This is a genomic window from Streptomyces sp. NPDC048370 (assembly GCF_043200825.1).
In the GTDB taxonomy this organism is placed as follows: Bacteria; Actinomycetota; Actinomycetes; order Streptomycetales; family Streptomycetaceae; genus Streptomyces.
The window spans coordinates 238,672-255,257 of the sequence record NZ_JBICYI010000006.1 but is presented as its reverse complement, the minus strand read 5'-3'; the positions used below and the strand labels follow the sequence as shown (position 1 = coordinate 255,257).

At 73.4% G+C, this 16,586-nt stretch carries 16 protein-coding genes; 10 read left to right on the top strand and 6 right to left on the bottom strand.

All coding sequences use genetic code 11. From position 1 onward, the window contains the following. The first annotated feature begins 108 nt into the window (after positions 1-108). From ACGFYP_RS16235 to ACGFYP_RS16225, 3 genes are read left to right on the top strand one after another with little or no spacing between them, the layout of a single operon-like run. Positions 109-588, top strand: a complete 480-nt coding sequence (locus ACGFYP_RS16235; protein WP_361960684.1) for a DUF2771 domain-containing protein — start codon at positions 109-111, stop codon at positions 586-588. A 7-nt stretch (positions 589-595) separates the two neighbouring features. Continuing rightward, on the top strand, positions 596-1,360 hold the full coding sequence (locus ACGFYP_RS16230) for a futalosine hydrolase (RefSeq protein WP_393493032.1): 765 nt from the start codon (positions 596-598) through the stop codon (positions 1,358-1,360). Beyond that, the gene (locus ACGFYP_RS16225; protein ID WP_393493029.1) at positions 1,357-2,214 is read left to right on the top strand and encodes a 1,4-dihydroxy-6-naphthoate synthase; all 858 of its coding nucleotides are present in this window, start codon (positions 1,357-1,359) and stop codon (positions 2,212-2,214) included. Before ACGFYP_RS16230 ends, ACGFYP_RS16225 begins: the two co-directional genes overlap by 4 nt. Before the next feature lie 8 nt (positions 2,215-2,222). Here the strand turns inward: ACGFYP_RS16225 and ACGFYP_RS16220 are convergent, their stop codons facing one another. Continuing rightward, positions 2,223-2,606, bottom strand: a complete 384-nt coding sequence (locus tag ACGFYP_RS16220) for a cold-shock protein (RefSeq protein ID WP_308354918.1) — start codon at positions 2,604-2,606, stop codon at positions 2,223-2,225. A gap of 197 nt (positions 2,607-2,803) precedes the next feature. Between ACGFYP_RS16220 and ACGFYP_RS16215 the strand changes: the two genes are divergently transcribed. Continuing rightward, on the top strand, positions 2,804-3,085 hold the full coding sequence (locus tag ACGFYP_RS16215) for a hypothetical protein (RefSeq protein WP_361960678.1): 282 nt from the start codon (positions 2,804-2,806) through the stop codon (positions 3,083-3,085). On the opposite strand, the gene ACGFYP_RS16210 is transcribed toward ACGFYP_RS16215, so the two are convergent. Further along, positions 3,082-3,708: an HAD family hydrolase gene (locus tag ACGFYP_RS16210; RefSeq protein WP_393493023.1), complete on the bottom strand. Its 627-nt coding sequence runs from the start codon at positions 3,706-3,708 to the stop codon at positions 3,082-3,084. The two genes, ACGFYP_RS16215 and ACGFYP_RS16210, sit on opposite strands and share 4 nt — an antisense overlap. A gap of 83 nt (positions 3,709-3,791) precedes the next feature. Here ACGFYP_RS16210 and ACGFYP_RS16205 point away from each other — a divergent pair, with 83 nt between their 5' ends. Genes ACGFYP_RS16205 through ACGFYP_RS16195 form a run of 3 tightly spaced genes read left to right on the top strand, consistent with a single transcriptional unit; the run spans position 3,792 to position 6,741 of the window. Then, on the top strand, positions 3,792-4,796 hold the full coding sequence (locus ACGFYP_RS16205; protein ID WP_393493019.1) for a FecCD family ABC transporter permease: 1,005 nt from the start codon (positions 3,792-3,794) through the stop codon (positions 4,794-4,796). Next, on the top strand, positions 4,793-5,872 hold the full coding sequence (locus ACGFYP_RS16200; RefSeq protein WP_393493016.1) for a FecCD family ABC transporter permease: 1,080 nt from the start codon (positions 4,793-4,795) through the stop codon (positions 5,870-5,872). The genes ACGFYP_RS16205 and ACGFYP_RS16200 overlap by 4 nt, the downstream gene beginning before the upstream one ends. After that, on the top strand, positions 5,869-6,741 hold the full coding sequence (locus ACGFYP_RS16195; RefSeq protein WP_393493013.1) for an ABC transporter ATP-binding protein: 873 nt from the start codon (positions 5,869-5,871) through the stop codon (positions 6,739-6,741). The genes ACGFYP_RS16200 and ACGFYP_RS16195 overlap by 4 nt, the downstream gene beginning before the upstream one ends. 259 nt (positions 6,742-7,000) lie before the next feature. Here ACGFYP_RS16195 and ACGFYP_RS16190 read toward each other — a convergent pair whose 3' ends face one another. Beyond that, positions 7,001-8,053, bottom strand: coding sequence for a hypothetical protein (locus ACGFYP_RS16190; RefSeq protein WP_393493010.1), 1,053 nt, complete (start codon positions 8,051-8,053; stop codon positions 7,001-7,003). Positions 8,054-8,115: 62 nt separating this feature from the next. Between ACGFYP_RS16190 and ACGFYP_RS16185 the strand changes: the two genes are divergently transcribed. Both ACGFYP_RS16185 and ACGFYP_RS16180 read left to right on the top strand, forming a co-directional pair. Further along, a complete protein-coding gene (locus ACGFYP_RS16185) occupies positions 8,116-10,815 on the top strand; it encodes a helicase-associated domain-containing protein (protein WP_393493007.1) in 2,700 nt (899 codons plus the stop codon). A gap of 86 nt (positions 10,816-10,901) precedes the next feature. Next, the gene (locus ACGFYP_RS16180; RefSeq protein WP_393493003.1) at positions 10,902-12,572 is read left to right on the top strand and encodes a DNA repair helicase XPB; all 1,671 of its coding nucleotides are present in this window, start codon (positions 10,902-10,904) and stop codon (positions 12,570-12,572) included. A gap of 261 nt (positions 12,573-12,833) precedes the next feature. Here ACGFYP_RS16180 and ACGFYP_RS16175 read toward each other — a convergent pair whose 3' ends face one another. Both ACGFYP_RS16175 and ACGFYP_RS16170 read right to left on the bottom strand, forming a co-directional pair. Continuing rightward, a complete protein-coding gene (locus ACGFYP_RS16175; protein WP_393493000.1) occupies positions 12,834-13,178 on the bottom strand; it encodes a hypothetical protein in 345 nt (114 codons plus the stop codon). A gap of 47 nt (positions 13,179-13,225) precedes the next feature. Next, entirely contained in the window at positions 13,226-13,411 is a 186-nt protein-coding gene (locus ACGFYP_RS16170) for a hypothetical protein (RefSeq protein ID WP_393492997.1), read from the bottom strand. Between the two features lie 299 nt (positions 13,412-13,710). Here ACGFYP_RS16170 and ACGFYP_RS16165 point away from each other — a divergent pair, with 299 nt between their 5' ends. Further along, positions 13,711-15,738 carry a HelD family protein gene (locus ACGFYP_RS16165; protein WP_393492994.1) on the top strand — a complete coding sequence of 676 codons (2,028 nt, stop codon included), beginning with the start codon at positions 13,711-13,713 and terminating at the stop codon, positions 15,736-15,738. 82 nt (positions 15,739-15,820) lie between these two features. Here the strand turns inward: ACGFYP_RS16165 and ACGFYP_RS16160 are convergent, their stop codons facing one another. Beyond that, positions 15,821-16,513, bottom strand: coding sequence for a triacylglycerol lipase (locus tag ACGFYP_RS16160; RefSeq protein ID WP_361960625.1), 693 nt, complete (start codon positions 16,511-16,513; stop codon positions 15,821-15,823). Between the last annotated feature and the right edge of the window lie 73 nt (positions 16,514-16,586).

Below are 16,586 nucleotides of genomic sequence, written 5' to 3'. Positions count from 1 at the left end.
AGGGCCTGAGGCCCGCCGGAAGGCGGACACGGAGACCTGAGGGGCCTAAAACGCGGCGCGCCGCACCCCCGCGTGGCGGAGTTCCGTGCGCCCGATAGCCTTCGGGCCATGACCGTTGCGTTCTTCACCGGCTCGCGCCGCCGGGCCGCCGTCGCCCTCGGGGCCGTCTCCGCCGGGCTCCTCGTACTCTCCGCCTGCGACAAGCCGACTCCGCTCGCGACCCTGACGGTCGGGACCGACTCGGTGCACTCCGAGGCCGCCTGCTACAACGACGGCGACGCCATCAAGGAGTCGCAGATCCAGCAGTGCCTCAACAAGAAGGCCGAGAAGACCATCACGGTCTCCGGGGACGACAAGATCCGCTTCGGCGTCGACCCCGAGATCGCCGAGAACGGCTGGACCATCTTCCTCGGTGGCCAGAACGCCGAGCCGGAGCCGTACAAGAAGACGTACCGGACCATCCCGGCCAGCGCCTTCTTCTCCTCCCAGACCGGCGAGGCGACCAACCAGACCCAGGTCACCATCGTCGAGAACGACGGCAAGAAGCTGACCGGCATCTGGCACTTCGAGCTGAAGAAGGACTCCTGATCCTCCGGTGACCCTCCGGATCCTGATCGTGACGGCCGTGGCGGCGGAGGCTGACTCCGTCGCACGCGGCCTTCCCTCCGACGGTCCGGGCGGCCCGGACGGCCCGGACGGCCCGGACGAGCTCCCGCTCCCGGGCGGCTACCCGCTGCGCCGCCACCACCGCACGGGCTCCGTCGTCGACGTGCTCGTCGGCGGTGTCGGGCCCGCCGCGGTCGCCGCCGCCACCGCCACCGCGCTCGCCGCCCTGGCGTCCGGCGGCGAGACGTACGACCTCGTGGTCTCCGCCGGGATCGCCGGCGGGTTCACGCCCCACGCGCCGATCGGCTCCGTCGTCGTCTCCGACGCGATCGTCTCCGCCGACCTCGGCGCCCAGACGCCCGACGGCTATCTGACCGTCGAGGAGCTCGGCTTCGGGCGGTCGAGCCACCCGGTCGCCGCGTCCCTCACCGGGCGCATCTCCGACGCCCTCACCCGCGGCGAGCAGCGCCACACCGTCGCGCCCGTCCTCACCGTCTCCACCGTCACCGGCACCGCCGAGCGCGCCGCCGAGCTGGCGGCGCGGCACCCCGGCGCCGCCGCCGAGGCGATGGAGGGCTTCGGCGTGGCCGAGGCCGCCGCGGCCCACGGCGTGCCCGTGGTCGAGATCCGGGCCGTCTCCAACGCCGTCGGCCCCCGCGACCGCGCCGCCTGGCGCATCGGCGAGGCACTGGACGCGCTGCGGTCCACGTTCCAGCTGCTCAGCCAAACCGTCCTCGTGGAGCCCGCCCCATGACGCCAAGGCCCAAGCTCAAGATCGCGTACTCGCCCTGCCCGAACGACACGTTCGTCTTCGACGCCTGGGCCCACGGCCGCGTCCCCGACGCGCCCCGCCTCGACGTGACGTTCGCCGACATCGACCTCACCAACGGCTGGGCCGAGCGCGGCACGGCCGACTACGACGTCCTGAAGGTCTCGTACGCCGTCCTGCCCTGGGTCCTCGACGAGTACGCCCTGCTGCCCTGCGGCGGCGCCCTTGGACGCGGCTGCGGCCCGCTGGTGCTGACGCGGGAGCCGGGCGTGGACCTCACCGGGAAGACCGTCGCGGTGCCGAGCGAGCGCTCGACCGCGTACCTGCTCTTCCGGCTGTGGGCGGCGGACGTCGTCCCGGGAGGCGTCGGGAACGTCGTCGTCATGCCGTTCCACGAGATCATGCCCGCCGTACGGGACGGGAAGGTCGACGCGGGGCTCGTCATCCACGAGGCCCGGTTCACGTACCAGAACTACGGTCTGCACGCCCTCGCCGACATGGGCGCCCACTGGGAGGACACCACCGGCCTCCCGATCCCGCTCGGCGCGATCATCGCCCGCCGCTCGCTCGGCCCCGACGTGCTGCGGAGCCTCGCCGACGCGGCCCGTGCGTCGGTACGGATGGCCTGGGACGACCCGGACGCCTCCCGGCCGTACGTACGGGAGCACGCGCAGGAGATGGACCCGAAGGTGGCCGATCAGCACATCGGTCTCTACGTCAACGAGTTCACGGCCGATCTCGGCGAGGCCGGCTACGCGGCCGTGCGCGGACTGCTCACACGCGCGGCGGCCGAGGGGCTTGTACCGCCCCTCGGCCCGGACGCGCTGTCGTTCCCGTAGATCCCGCTCTATACGTCGAGCTGGTCCGCGACCGCCCGCAGCAGGCCCGCGATCTTCGCGCCCTGCGCCTTGTCGGGGTAACGGCCGCGCTCCAGCATCGGCGTGATGTTCTCCAGGAGCGTCGTCAGGTCCTGCACGATGGACGCCAGTTCGTCGGGCTTACGGCGCTGCGCCGCGGCGACGGACGGGGTCGGGTCGAGGACCGTCACGGAGAGCGCCTGGTCACCGCGCTGGCCCGCGACCACCCCGAACTCCACACGCTGCCCCGGCTTGAGGGCGTCGACTCCGGCAGGGAGCACCGACGAGTGGACGAAGACGTCGCCGCCGTCGTCCCGGGAGAGAAAGCCGAAGCCCTTCTCGCTGTTGAACCATTTGACCTTGCCGGTAGGCACGTCTGTCCTCGTCCTCGTACTCGATGGAATGCGCCGGGAATCCGGCTCTGAAGAGCAATACAGCGGGTCCCGACCCTCCCCCGAGCTCTCGACTTGGCTCGAGCAGGGGGGACCCCCATCACCAAGGCTAATGGGCCACCGGCTGCTGACAAGACGTCGCCGGTTTGTTCCTTCGGCCAGGGAACTACCCTGGCCGAATGCGTAGTGAAACCCCTTCGGCCTCGTCTTCGACCTCGTCGGACGCCGGTGCTCCGGGTGACGGTCTCGTCCGTGCCGGTGCGATTGTCTTCATCATCGGTGCGGTGGCCACACTGGTCACGGTCGCGCCGCTCTTCCTCGGCACCGACCCGTTCCCGCCGATCGCGTACGCCGTGTGCATGCTGATGGGCGTCGGATTCCTCGTCGCGGGCGCCGGCGTGCTGCGCTCGATCGCGGCGCAGCGCCGCCAGGCCAGGGCCGCGACGGCGCAGGGCCGCTAGCCCCGATACGCCTCCCACCAGGCACGGAACTCCGTGAGGTCGGTCAGCACGACGTCCGCGCCTGCCTCCTTCAGCTCCGTCGCGTCGCAGGGTCCGGTGGCCACGGCCACCGACAGGGCGCCCGCGTGCGCGGCGCCGCGCACATCGCCCGTGTGGTCGCCGACGTACACCCCCGCGCCGTGCTCGCGCAGGGCCTCCGCCTTGCCCTCGGCCCACAGTCCGCCGATGACGGCGTCGGGGTCGATGCCGAGGTGGGAGAGGTGCAGCTTGGCGTGCGGCTCGTTCTTGGCGGTGACGACGATCGCCCGGCCGCCCGCCTCGCGAACGGCTTGAATCGCATCCCTCGCGCCCGGCAGCGCGAGCGAGGGCTCGATCGCGTACGTCGGGTAGAGCGCGCGGTACTGGGCGACCCGCTCCACGATCTCCGCCGCCGGGAACCAGTTCGCGAGCTCGTGCTCCAGCGGCGGGCCGAGCCGGGAGACGGCGAGGTCGGCGTCGATCGGGACGCCCACCTGTGCGGAGAAGGCCTGGTACGTGGCCTTGATGCCGGGGCGGGAGTCGATCAGGGTCATGTCGAGGTCGAAGCCGACGGTGGGGATGCCAGGGGTAGCCATGAAGGACATTGTGCCCACATGTTCGAATCGGGCCGCTGCTTAGACTGAGCCAAGCCTTACCGAACCAACCGCGCACCTTCCGATGGGCATCGATGACCGCCGCTCTCCGCTCCCGACGCGTTCTGGCCACCGCCGTCGCCCTCGCCGCCCTCCTCGTCGCGATCCTGCTGAGCCTCGCCGTGGGTGCCCGCGCCATCGCCCCCTCCACGGTCCTCGACGCGCTGCTGCACGGCGGGACGAGCGACGACGCCGAGGTCGTACGGCAGATGCGGGTGCCGCGGACGGTGATCGGACTGATGGTCGGCGCCGCGCTCGCGCTGGCCGGCACGGCCCTGCAGGGCATCACCCGCAACCCGATCGCCGACCCCGGCATCCTCGGCATCAGCCAGGGCGCCTCGGTGGGCGTGGTCCTCGCGATCGCCTTCGCCGGGGTGCACACGCTGACCGGGTACGTGTGGTTCGCCTTCGTCGGCGCCGCGCTCGCCTCGGTCGCGGTGTACGCGATCGCGTCCGGCGGGCGCGGCGGGGCGACCCCGGTGAAGCTCGCGCTCGGCGGCGCCGCGATCAACGCGCTGCTGCTCTCCGTGACGACCGGGATCCTCACGACGAAGGCCTCGGCGCTCGACGAGTTCCGGTTCTGGCAGATCGGCTCGCTCGACGGGCGGGACGCCGAGATCGTCGGCCAGATCTGGCCCTTCCTGCTGCTCGGCGCCGTACTCGTGGTCTCCGTGGCCCGGGGCCTGGACGCGCTCGCGCTCGGCGAGGACGTGGCGAAGGGGCTCGGCCAGCGGGTCGCGACGGTACGGATCGTCGGCGGGCTCGGCGCGACCGTGTTGACGGGCGCGGCGGTGGCGGCGGCGGGACCGATCGCGTTCGTCGGCCTCGCGGTCCCGCACATCGCCCGGGCGATCGTGGGCAGCGACCACCGCTGGGTCCTGCCGATGGCGGCCCTTGTGGGCCCCGTGATGCTGCTGGTGTCGGACGTGCTCGGCCGGATCCTCTTCCCGCCGGGCGAGGTCCCGGCGGGGGTGATGACGGCGCTCATCGGGGTGCCGTTCCTTGTGACGCTCGTACGCCGGAAGGCGGTGCCGGCATGACGACGACGACGTCGGTACGTCCTACCGGGCGGGTACGTCCTGCCGGGTACGGGGTCGTGCGCGTCGGCCGCGGATCGTTCCTGCTGCACCGGCGGTCGGCGGTCGTGACCGTGGGGCTCGTGGTGCTCCTCGCCGCTGTCTGCGTCGCGTACCTCTGTGTCGGCGAGAAGTTCGTCGAACCGGCCGAGGTCCTGAAGGTGGTCCTCGGGCAGGACTCGCGGTCCGCGTTCGTCGTCGAGGAGCTGCGGATGCCGCGGCTCGCGGTCGGGCTGATGGTCGGCGCCGCGTTCGGGATCGCGGGCGCCCTCATCCAGACCGTCGCCCGCAATCCGCTCGCCAGCCCCGACATCATCGGCATCAGCCAGGGCGCGGGCGCCCTGACGGTCGGCGCGATGACCTTCGGCCTCACGTCGTACACCGTCCTGCCGTACCTCTCGATCGTCGGCGGGATCGCCGCCGCCGCGCTCGTGTACGCGTTCGCCTGGCGCGGCGGGCTGCACGCGACGCGGTTCGTGCTCATCGGCATCGGGTTCGCGATCGCCCTGCGGTCGCTGATCACGCTGTTCATGACGAAGGGCGACTACCTGGTCGCCCAGCAGGCCCAGATCTGGATGACCGGCTCGCTCAACGGGCGCGGCTGGGACGAGGCCGCGCCGATCCGCTGGACGCTGCTCCTGCTGCTGCCCGCGATCCTGTGGGCGGCGCGGGCGCAGCGGACCGTGTCGCTCGACGACGACACGGCGACGGCGCTGGGCGTCTCGCTGGGGCGGGTACGGCTCGGTCTCGTCCTCGTGGGCGTCGTGCTGGCGTCGGTGGCGACGGGGGTGGCCGGTCCTGTGGACTTCGTGGCGCTGCTCGCGCCGCAGATCGCCCGGCGGATGACGCGTACCGCCCAGATCCCGCTGCTGTGCTCGGCCCTGATGGGGGCGTTCGTCGTGGTCCTCGCGGACCTGCTGGGCAAGCGGCTGTTCTCGCCGACCGAACTGCCGGTGGGCGTCCTGACGGCGGCGGTGGGCGCCCCGTACCTGATCTGGCTCATCGTCCGGAGCCGAAGCGTGGGAGGAACAACGTCGTGAGTCGGCTGACCGCGCGCGGGCTGACGCTCGCGTACGAGGACCGTACGGTCGTGAAGGAACTGGACCTCGCCGTCCCGGACGGCAAGGTGACGGTGATCGTCGGCCCGAACGCGTGCGGGAAGTCGACGACGCTGCGCGCGCTCGGGCGGCTGCTCAAGCCGGCGGGCGGGGCGGTGCTGCTCGACGGGGAGTCGCTGGCGAAGCTGCCGACGAAGCGGATCGCGCAGTCGATCGGGCTGCTGCCGCAGACGCCCGTGGCGCCGGAGGCGATCACGGTCGCCGACCTGGTGTCGCGGGGGCGTCAGCCGCACCAGGCGTGGTGGAAGCAGTGGTCGGAGGCGGACGAGCGGGCCGTCGTGGAGGCCATGGAGCGGACGGACGTCGCCGCGCTCGCCGACCGGTCGGTGGACGAGCTGTCGGGCGGTCAGCGGCAGCGGGTCTGGATCGCGATGGCGCTCGCGCAGGAGACGGACCTGCTGCTGCTCGACGAGCCGACGACGTATCTGGACATCGCCCACCAGGTGGAGGTCCTGGACCTGGTGCGCCGCCTGAACGTGACGCGGGGCCGGACGGTCGTCGTGGTCCTCCACGACCTGAACCAGGCGGCCCGGTACGCCGACCACCTGGTCGCGATGAAGTCGGGCGTGGTCGTGGCGGAGGGCCACCCTTCGGAGGTCGTGACGGCGGACCTGGTCCGCGACGTCTTCGGCCTGGACTCGGTCGTCGTCCCGGACCCGGTGACGGGCTCCCCGCTGGTGGTACCGGGGGCGCCGTGGGCGGGCGATGCGGACGGGGCAGTCGATGCGGACGGGGCGGACGGGGCAGTCGATGCGGACGGGGCTCGGCAGGGGGCCGAGGCCGGGGCGTAGCTCGCGGCGTCGCGGGGTGGCTCGCGGCGGCGTCGGCGGGGGGCGTGACCGTGAACCCTGGCGGCTGATTGCGGCGTCCTCCCGCTTGGTCGACCGCCCTGCCGGACAGCGGGGTCAGTTTCCTGATCGGGGACCTGACGGTCCGGCGGACGCCCTGAGCCGTCCCCGGCGGCGCCGGGGAGCGTGCCGGGCGTCGCGAGCGAGGCCAGACCTTCCGAACACGACCTAGGAGGCGGCGGCGCGGCGGGCGCGCCGCGACCTAGGAGGAGGCGGCGGCGCGGCGGGCGCGCCAGAGGAGGAAGACGGCGGTGGCGATCGCCGCGGCCTTCAGGGTCCACGGCCAGGTCTCCGAGACCGCCGCCCCCATCGCCTCGCCGCCCTGCGCGACCGGCTCGCCCCAGCGGCCCTGCACACGGCCCCAGAGCCAGGTCGCGCCGCCCGCGGCCGCCAGGCCCGGGATGATGACGACCGCCCACTGGGTCTCGGCACGGGAGAGGCGGCGCGAGCCGTAGGCGAGGAGCCAGCCCAGGGCCAGGGGTACGAGGGAGCCGAAGACCACGCCGCCCAGCAGGAGGACCGCGGCGAGGACCAGGACCGGGCTGCCGAGCCGGAAGCCACCACCCTCCGACTCCGCGGACGGCCGTCCCACCCGCAGGACCCGGCGCCACAGCGGCCTCCGAGCCGCCGCCTCCTCCACCTCCTCGGCGAGGTCGTTCTCCTCGTCCCGCTCCCTGGGCGGCGGCTTCAGCAGCTCCGGAATCTCCACCCCGCCCCGGAACCCCGGCACCAGGTCGTCGCCCGGCAGCGGCTCGTCGACGTCGAGGTCGTCGAGGCGCCACCAGTCCGGATCCGTGTCCGCGGAGCCGATCTCGTCCATCCCCGCCAGGTGCGGAGGCGTCGGCCCGGGCGCTTCGACAGTCGGCTTGCGCAAGGCACGCGGGATACGCGCCGTACGCGGCTTCGGTACGGCCCGCTTCCCCTTCAGCAGCCGACCACCCCGCTGGACGGGCAACTCCGGTGCCTGCGCGCTCCCGCGACCGCCCCCACGCCCGTCCTCGCCCGCGCGACCGGCCCCGTCGCCGTCCCCGCCCGCCGCCCGGTCCACGACCTCGTCCGGCGAGCCGAGGGCGTCGAGGATGCCCCGTATCGCCGCCGGACTCTCCTGGCCGAACGTGGCGCGCCGACGGTCGATCTCGCCCCTGAGCGTCGACACGAGCCGCATCCGGTCCCCCGACGGCAGCTGTCGTTGCTGCGCCAGGTCCCCCACGCGGCTCAGATAGTCGAAGACCAACTGGTCGCTCTCGATCCCCACAGTCCCCTCCACGGCCGGTACGCCCCGACGTTAGCGCCCGCGCAGGGGCTAACGTGGTCCGGATGGGGATCGGTGAGCTCGATCGGGAGGCGCACGTGCCCGGAGGAACTGACGCCGCCGCAGCGCCGCGCACGCTCGCGGAGGCGCTGCGCGCGCGGGGCGACGAGGGGCTCGTCGCGCTGCTCCGCGCGCGCCCCGACCTGCTCTCCCCCGTACCGAACGACCTGACCCAGCTCGCCACCCGCGCCGGCACCCGCGGCTCCGTCGTCCGCGCGCTCGAACGGCTCGACCGGTTCACCCTCCAGACCGCCGAGGCGCTCGCCGTCGCCCCGGACCCCGCCCCGTACGCGGTCCTCCTCGCCCTCCTCAGCGGGGACGACGGCGACCCGGGCGTCGAGGCGGCCCTGCCGCGCGCCGTGGAGGTGCTGCGCGAACAGGCCCTGGTCTGGGGCGAGGACGACCGGCTGCGGCTCGTACGGACCGCCCGCGAGCTGCTCGCGCCCTCCCCTCAGCACCCCTCCCCGACCGGCCTCGGGCCGACCGTCTCCGAGGCGACGGCCGGCATGTCGCCGGGCCGGATCCAGGAGATCATCGCCGCCGCCGGGCTGCCCGCGACGCACGATCCGGTCTCGGCCGTGACGGCGCTCACCGGGCTCTTCACCGACCGGGACCGGATGGGCTCGCTGCTCGACACGGCGCCGCCGGAGGCCCTCGCCGTGCTCGACCGGCTCGTCTGGGGTCCGCCGTACGGCGAGGTCACCGCCAACCCCACCCCGCCCGTCCAGTGGCTGCGCGACCGCGGCCTGCTGCTGCCCGCCTCGCCCCGCACGGTCGTCCTGCCCCGGGAGGCGGCGCTCCATCTGCGTGGCGGCCGGGCGCACCGCTCGCCCGAGCCGCACGCGCCCGAGCTGACCGTCCTGCGCGAGTACCGTCCCCAGGTTGTGGACAACGCGGCGGCCGGCCAGGCGTACGCGGCGCTCTCGACGGTCGAGGAGCTGCTGAAGAGCTGGCACCAGGGCGGCCCCGCCGTGCTCCGCGCCGGCGGCCTGTCCGTACGGGACCTCAAGCGGACCGCCGTCGCCCTCGACGTGGCCGAGCCGGTCGCGGCGTTCTGGCTCGAGCTCACCTACGGGGCGGGGCTGCTCGCCTCGGACGGCGAGGCGGACGAGCGGTACGCGCCGACGCCCGCGTACGACGACTGGCTCGACCTGCCGCCCGCCGAGCGCTGGGCCCGCCTCGCCACGACCTGGCTCATGGGCACGCGGACCGCCGGCCTGATCGGCGGCCAGGACGCGAAGGGCCGCACCCTCTCGGCCTTGGGCCCTGACCTCGACCGGGGCGCCGCTCCGGAGGTGCGGCGCCGGGTCCTCACCTTGCAGGCGACCCTGCCGCCGGGCTCTGCCGCCGCCCCGGAAGCCCTGCTGGCCCGGCTCCGCTGGGAGCGGCCGCTGCGCGGTGCGTCGACGACGACCAGGGCACCCGGAGGCGGGGAGCCGGGTTCGGGCGCGAGCGCGGGCGCGGGAACGGGAAGCGGCAGAGGCACGGCTTCGACCACGGCGTACGGCACCGGGAGCGCCTCCCCCGCCTTCGGCTCCACCGGTTCCAGTACCGCGTACGGCTCCGGTACGGGCCACTCCCCCACCGACCTCCGCTCGCGGATCGCCCTGTGGACCCTCGGCGAGGCCGAGATGCTCGGGATCACCGGGCGCGGTGCCCTCGCCTCGCCCGCGCGGGCGCTGCTCAACCTGCCCCTCGCCGAGGCGGCCCCTGAGCCGGTCGCCGAGCACGGGGTCGAGCTGTCCGTCGCCGCCTCACGGGCCGCGACCCTGCTCGCCCCGCTCCTCCCCGAGGCCGTCGACCACGTCCTCCTCCAGGCCGACCTGACCGCCGTCGCGCCGGGACCGCTGCGGCGCCCGCTGGCCGACATGCTCTCCGTCCTGGCGGACGTCGAATCGAAGGGCGGCGCGACGGTCTACCGCTTCACGCCCGGCTCGGTGCGGCGCGCGCTCGACGCCGGACGCAGCGCCTCCGACCTGCACGACTTCCTGACCGCCCACTCCCGTACGCCGGTGCCGCAGCCGCTCTCGTACCTCATCGACGACGTGGCGCGGAAGCACGGCCACCTCCGGATCGGCGCCGCGTCCGCGTACGTGCGCTGCGACGACGACGCGGTCCTCGGCGAGATCCTGGCCGACAAGCGGTCCGCGTCGCTGCGGCTGCGCCGCCTCGCGCCGACCGTGCTCGCCGCGCAGACGGACCCGACGGCGCTGCTCGACGGGCTGCGGTCGATGGGGTACGCCCCGGCCGCCGAGTCCGCCGCGGGCGACGTCCTGATCACCCGCGCCGACGCCTACCGCACCGGCGCCCGCACCGCGCCCGCGCCCGTCCCCGACGGCCCGCCCGCACCGGACTCGACCCTGCTCGGCGCGGCGGTCCGGGCGATCCGGGCGGGCGACCTGGCCGCGACGGCCGTCCGCAAGGAGCGCCCCGAGACCCCGGAGACCCCGGCCCGGGCACCCGGCGAGCTCCCCCGGACCTCCCCTGCCGAGACCCTGGCCACGGTCCAGGCCGCCGCGATGACCGGCACGGCCGTCTGGATCGGCTACGTCAACGCCGAGGGCGCCGCCAGCCAGCGCGTGATCGCCCCCGTGCGTGTGGAGGGCGGCTTCGTGACGGGCTACGACCACACGGCGGACGAGGTCCGCACGTACCCCCTGCACCGCATCACGGGCGTCGCGGAACTGGCGGAGGACCAGGTCTAGGGCCTTTCGGCGTCGCCCGTCCCCACCGACAACGGCCGGACCTCAGGCACACTGGATGTTTGGCCGTGCGGAAGGGATGTACGTACGTGAACGGACCACTCATCGTCCAGAGCGACAAGACGCTGCTCCTGGAGGTCGACCACGAGCAGGCGGAGGCCTGTCGGCGGGCCATCGCGCCCTTCGCCGAGCTGGAGCGGGCGCCCGAGCACATCCACACGTACCGGGTGACGCCGCTCGGGCTCTGGAACGCGCGCGCGGCCGGGCACGACGCCGAGCAGGTCGTCGACGCGCTCGTCGAGTTCTCCCGTTACCCCGTGCCGCACGCGCTCCTCGTGGACGTCGCCGAGACGATGGCCCGCTACGGGCGGCTCACGCTCTCCAAGCACCCCACCCACGGCCTCGTCCTGACCAGCACCGACCGGCCCGTCCTTGAGGAGATCCTCCGCTCGAAGAAGGTGCAGCCGCTCGTCGGCGCCCGGATCGACCAGGACACCGTCGCCGTGCACCCCTCCGAGCGCGGGCAGATCAAGCAGACGCTCCTGAAGCTGGGCTGGCCCGCCGAGGACCTCGCCGGGTACGTGGACGGCGAGGCGCACCCCATCGAGCTCGCCGAGGACGGCTGGGCCCTGCGCCCGTACCAGAAGCAGGCCGTCGAGGGCTTCTGGCACGGCGGCTCCGGCGTCGTCGTGCTGCCCTGCGGCGCGGGAAAGACGCTGGTCGGGGCGGGCGCGATGGCGCAGGCCAAGGCCACCACGCTGATCCTCGTGACCAACACCGTCTCCGCGCGGCAGTGGAAGAGCGAGCTGGTGAAGCGGACCTCGCTCACCGAGGACGAGATCGGCGAGTACTCCGGTACGAAGAAGGAGATCCGGCCGGTCACCATCGCCACGTACCAGGTGCTGACGACCAAGCGGAAGGGGATCTATCCCCACCTGGAGCTCTTCGACTCCCGTGACTGGGGCCTCATCGTCTACGACGAGGTGCACCTGCTGCCCGCGCCGGTCTTCAAGTTCACCGCGGACCTCCAGGCCCGGCGGCGGCTCGGCCTGACCGCGACCCTCGTCCGCGAGGACGGGCGCGAGTCGGACGTCTTCTCGCTGATCGGGCCGAAGCGGTTCGACGCGCCGTGGAAGGAGATCGAGGCGCAGGGGTACATCGCGCCCGCCGACTGCGTCGAGGTGCGGGTCAACCTCACGGACTCGGAGCGGCTCGCGTACGCGACCGCGGAGACGGAGGAGAAGTACCGCTTCTGCGCGACGACGGCGACGAAGCGGAAGGTCACGGAGGCGCTCGTGCGGAAGTTCGCCGGGCAGCAGATCCTCGTCATCGGCCAGTACATCGACCAGCTGGACGAGCTCGGCGAGCATCTGGACGCGCCGGTCATCAAGGGCGAGACGTCGAACGCGCAGCGCGAGAAGCTCTTCGGCGCGTTCCGTGAGGGCGAGATCAGCGTGCTGGTCGTCTCGAAGGTCGCGAACTTCTCGATCGACCTGCCCGAGGCGACGGTCGCGATCCAGGTGTCGGGCACGTTCGGGTCCCGGCAGGAGGAGGCTCAGCGGCTCGGTCGGGTGCTGCGGCCGAAGGCCGACGGTCACCAGGCGCACTTCTACTCGGTCGTCGCGCGCGACACGATCGACCAGGACTTCGCGGCACACCGCCAGCGGTTCCTGGCCGAGCAGGGCTACGCGTACCGGATCGTGGACGCGGACGAGCTGATGGCGGGCGAGGGCAAGGGCGGCGAGCAGGCGGGGCAGTAGCGCCGCGGTCCGGGTCCGGTGGGTCGACCGGCGCCGGGCTCCGGTGGCCGGTCGGCGGCGACGTCGGCCGGGCCCGGTGGGTCGACCGGCGCCGGGCTCCGGTGCCCGGTCGGCGGCGACGTCGGCCGGGCCCGGTGGGTTGACCGGCGCCGGGCTCCGGTGGCCATCGGCGGCGACGTCGGCCGGGCCCGGGCGGGGGCGGCGACGTCGTCCGGGCCCGGGTCGGCGCGTCCGCACGTACGCCGGCCGGGTTCCTGCTCGTCAGTCCATCATCGCGATCACCGGGGCGATCAGCGCCAGCATGTACTGGAGGGCCACCGCGAACGTGCGCGCGCGGTGGGCCAGGACCGAGCGGGGCAGTACGGCGGCGACGAGACCGGCCAGGGTGCCGAGGCCCAGCGCCCAGAAGGCCGCGTCGATCGCCGAACCGGCTTTGCCGTCGTCGCCGATGCTGTCCTCCAGCATGACGATTACGGTGAGGACGAAGGAGACGAAGAGCGCCAGGAGGCCGCAGAGCGCGATGATCCGCAGCGCGCGGGCGGACGGGGCCGTCGGGTCGGGCGTGGCCGTCGGAGCCGCCGCCTGGGGTGCCTGGTTCGTCGTCATGCCCCGATCACATCAGCGGCGGACGGGCCGGGCATGAGCGGTCGTACTCAGTCCGGGCCCCCGACGTACTCGGGTCGAGGGTTCCTGACCCCCGCCTCCTCGGCGTACCGGCCGAGCACGACGACGTCCACGGCGGCGGTGCCGTAGGCGCGTATCGCGCGCAGCGCGAGGCCGAGGCGGCGGGAGGTGGGGCGGGGGATCGTACGGTCCGGGGTGAAGGTCGCTGTGGTCATGTCTCCATGATGGAATCCGGACATTCCGAACACATCAGGCTGGGGGTGGAATCCCTGTCCCCCTCAAGTCGGACCCTGTCCCCTACGGGCCGTCCCCCAGCCGGAAGCCGCGAAAATCGTTCGCGTCTCCCCTGCCCCCGCAGCTACAATCTCCGACTTCCCCCGCCTCCCCCGTGGAGCGCGCCGCCGCCCGGTCGGAAACCGGCGGCCGCCCTGTCGTGTCCGCATGCCCGCATGCCCCGCATGTCCGCATGCCCCGCATGTCCGTATGCCCGCACCCCCGGCCCGGAGGCTTTCGCATGTCCACGTCCGTCGACCCGCTCGCGCACGAGCGCGCCCATCTCGCCGACTCGCGTGCCGCGCTGCGCGCGATGCGCGAGGACGTCGAGGCCCTCGACATCAAGGACGTCACCGCGAACTGGGTCAACGCCGCCGTCCTCGGTCGCCAGATCGAGGAGCGGATCAAGGCCCTCGCCGACCTGTCCCACACGCCGCTCTTCTTCGGGCGGCTCGACTACCTGCACACCACGCAGGAGGGGCAGCGCTTCTACATCGGCCGTCGGCACGTCCACGACGCCGGCGGCGACCCCATGGTCATCGACTGGCGCGCGCCGGTCTCCCAGCCGTTCTACCGGGCCTCGAAGAAGGACCCGCAGGACGTCGGGCTTCGGCGCCGGTTCGGTTACACGGGCGGCGACCTCACCGCGTACGAGGACGAGCACCTCTCCGACCCGGCCGAGCTGGAGCGGACCAGCAGGCTGCTCCAGGCCGAGATCGAGCGGCCGCGCGTCGGCCCGATGCGGGACATCGTCGCCACGATCCAGCCCGAGCAGGACGAGATCGTACGGTCCGGGCTCGGCGGCACCGTCTGCGTCCAGGGCGGCCCCGGCACCGGAAAGACGGCCGTGGGCCTGCACCGGGTCGCGTACCTGCTCTACGCGCACCGGGAGCGGCTCGCCCGCACCGGCACCCTCGTCATCGGGCCGAACCGGTCCTTCCTCCACTACATCGAGCAGGTCCTCCCGGCCCTCGGCGAGCTGGAGGTGCAGCAGGCGACCGTCGACGACCTCGTCGCGCACGTCGAGGTCGTCGGCGCCGACGAGGCGGCGACGGCGGTCGTCAAGGGCGACGCGAGGATGGCGGAGGTGCTCCGGCGGGCCGTCCGCTCGCACGTCACCCTGCCGACGGAGCCGCTCGTCGTGGTGCGCGGCTCGCGCCGCTGGCGGGTCCCGGCGTACGAACTGGAGGAGATCGTCCGCGAGTTGCTCGACCGCGACATCCGTTACGGCGCCGCCCGCGACGCCCTCCCGCAGCGCATCGCCCACACGGTCCTGGTGCGCATGGAGCAGGCGGGCGAGGCGCCCGACGACCGCGTGCAGGACGCGGTGGCGCGCAACGCGGCCGTGAAGGCGGTCGTGAAGACGCTCTGGCCGCCGGTCGACCCGGCGAAGCTGGTGCTGCGGCTGCTCGGCGACGCCGAGTTCCTGGCGGAGCACGCCGACGGGCTGCTCTCGGCGGACGAGCAGAAGCTGCTGCTGTGGGCGAAGCCGGCGCGGTCGGTGAAGTCGGCGAAGTGGTCGGCGGCGGACGCGGTCCTGATCGACGAGGCGAAGGACCTGGTGGAGCGCACGCACTCGCTCGGGCACGTGGTCCTGGACGAGGCGCAGGACCTGTCTCCGATGCAGTACCGGGCCGTCGGCCGCCGCTGCACGACCGGTTCGGCGACGATCCTGGGCGACCTCGCGCAGGGCACCACGCCGTGGGCGACGGCGAGTTGGGCGCAGGCCCTCGGGCACCTGGGCAAGCCGGAGGCGGTGGTGGAGGAGTTGACAGCCGGTTTCCGTGTGCCTCGCGAGGTCATCGCGTACGCCTCCCGGCTGCTGCCCCACATGTCGCCCGGTCTTGCGGCCGTCGAGTCGGTCCGTGAGAACCCGGGTTCGCTGTCGATCCGGCACCGCGAACCGGCGGAGCTGGACGCGGCGGTCGTCGCGGCCTGCGCGGAGGCCCTGGAGCACGAGGGCTCCATCGGCCTGATCGCCGCCGACGCGCGGATCGCGCCGCTCGCCGAGGCGCTGGCCGCCGCCGGGTACGCGTACCTCTCGCCCGGCGAGGAGACGACGGCCGAGTCGCGGCTCACGCTCGTCCCCGCCTCGCTCGCCAAGGGCCTGGAGTACGACTACGTGGTCCTGGACGACCCGGCGGCCGTCGTCGACGGCGAACCGGACGAGCGGACGGGGCTGCGGCGTCTGTACGTGGCGCTGACGCGTGCGGTGTCGGGTCTGACGGTCGTTCACTCCTCGCCGCTGCCGGAGCAGTTGAACCCGTAGCGGGGAGGAGTGGGACCGGGGCCGGGGCCCGTCCGGCGGATCAAGGTCGCATAGGCCCTAGGGGCTGCCCGGCGGACAACCCCTAGGACCGGAGGAACGCCCGCACCCCCTGCGAGACCCCGTCGTCGCCGAGCAGCGCGTTGTGGTCGAGGCAGCCGGCCGCGTTGTTGGTGGCGCCGGTCAGGGGGACGCTGTTGTCGGGGTTGATGACCTCGTCGCAGTTCGACCACCAGGTGGCGTAGCGGACGGCGCCGGGGGTCTCGTCGCCCTCGGCGAGCTTCTTCTGGACGTACGATCCGGGGGTCATGTCGCGGCAGGCCTGGTCCCACAGGGCGCAGGCCCAGGCGGTGCTGGTGCCGTGGTTGGGGCCCGCGAGGGAGACCCAATGGGCCACGGAGGACTGGCCGGCGCCGTCGAACTTCACGTACCAGCGGGTGACGAGGCTGCCGAAGGAGTGGGAGACGAGGTCGACCCGGCTCGCGCCCGTCTGCCGCTTGACGCCCTCGACGTACGCGGCGAGCTCGCCGGCGATGGCCTCGTTGACGGACCGGTGGGTGTCGTAGCCGAAGGAGAAGAGCTCGGCGTCGGTGTACCCGTCGGCCTTGAGGTCCTCGCGCAGACCGCCCCAGACACCGGGGTCGGCGTTGTAGCCGTGGACGAGGACGACGGGGGTACGGGCCACGGCCTGGGCCGCGGTGGCCGGCGCGGCTTGGGTGACGAACATCGACGCCATCAGGGCCAACAGCGCCACGAAACGGACACGGAGCCTCAACACGCTTCCCCCTACGAGGTGTTACGCACGAGTAGTGAGGAGCATGGTGGGGTCGGCGGGCCGCGATGAACAGCCC

What these genes read in the sequence shown, in the direction of transcription:
- ACGFYP_RS16210 (WP_393493023.1), bottom strand. Translation starts at nt 3,708, where the DNA reads ATGTCCTTCATGGCTACCCCTGGCATCCCCACCGTCGGCTTCGACCTC.
- ACGFYP_RS16185 (WP_393493007.1), top strand. Translation starts at nt 8,116, where the DNA reads ATGGGGATCGGTGAGCTCGATCGGGAGGCGCACGTGCCCGGAGGAACT.
- ACGFYP_RS16165 (WP_393492994.1), top strand. Translation starts at nt 13,711, where the DNA reads ATGTCCACGTCCGTCGACCCGCTCGCGCACGAGCGCGCCCATCTCGCC.
- ACGFYP_RS16170 (WP_393492997.1), bottom strand. Translation starts at nt 13,411, where the DNA reads ATGACCACAGCGACCTTCACCCCGGACCGTACGATCCCCCGCCCCACC.
- ACGFYP_RS16225 (WP_393493029.1), top strand. Translation starts at nt 1,357, where the DNA reads ATGACGCCAAGGCCCAAGCTCAAGATCGCGTACTCGCCCTGCCCGAAC.
- ACGFYP_RS16175 (WP_393493000.1), bottom strand. Translation starts at nt 13,178, where the DNA reads ATGACGACGAACCAGGCACCCCAGGCGGCGGCTCCGACGGCCACGCCC.
- ACGFYP_RS16235 (WP_361960684.1), top strand. Translation starts at nt 109, where the DNA reads ATGACCGTTGCGTTCTTCACCGGCTCGCGCCGCCGGGCCGCCGTCGCC.
- ACGFYP_RS16215 (WP_361960678.1), top strand. Translation starts at nt 2,804, where the DNA reads ATGCGTAGTGAAACCCCTTCGGCCTCGTCTTCGACCTCGTCGGACGCC.
- ACGFYP_RS16200 (WP_393493016.1), top strand. Translation starts at nt 4,793, where the DNA reads ATGACGACGACGACGTCGGTACGTCCTACCGGGCGGGTACGTCCTGCC.
- ACGFYP_RS16205 (WP_393493019.1), top strand. Translation starts at nt 3,792, where the DNA reads ATGACCGCCGCTCTCCGCTCCCGACGCGTTCTGGCCACCGCCGTCGCC.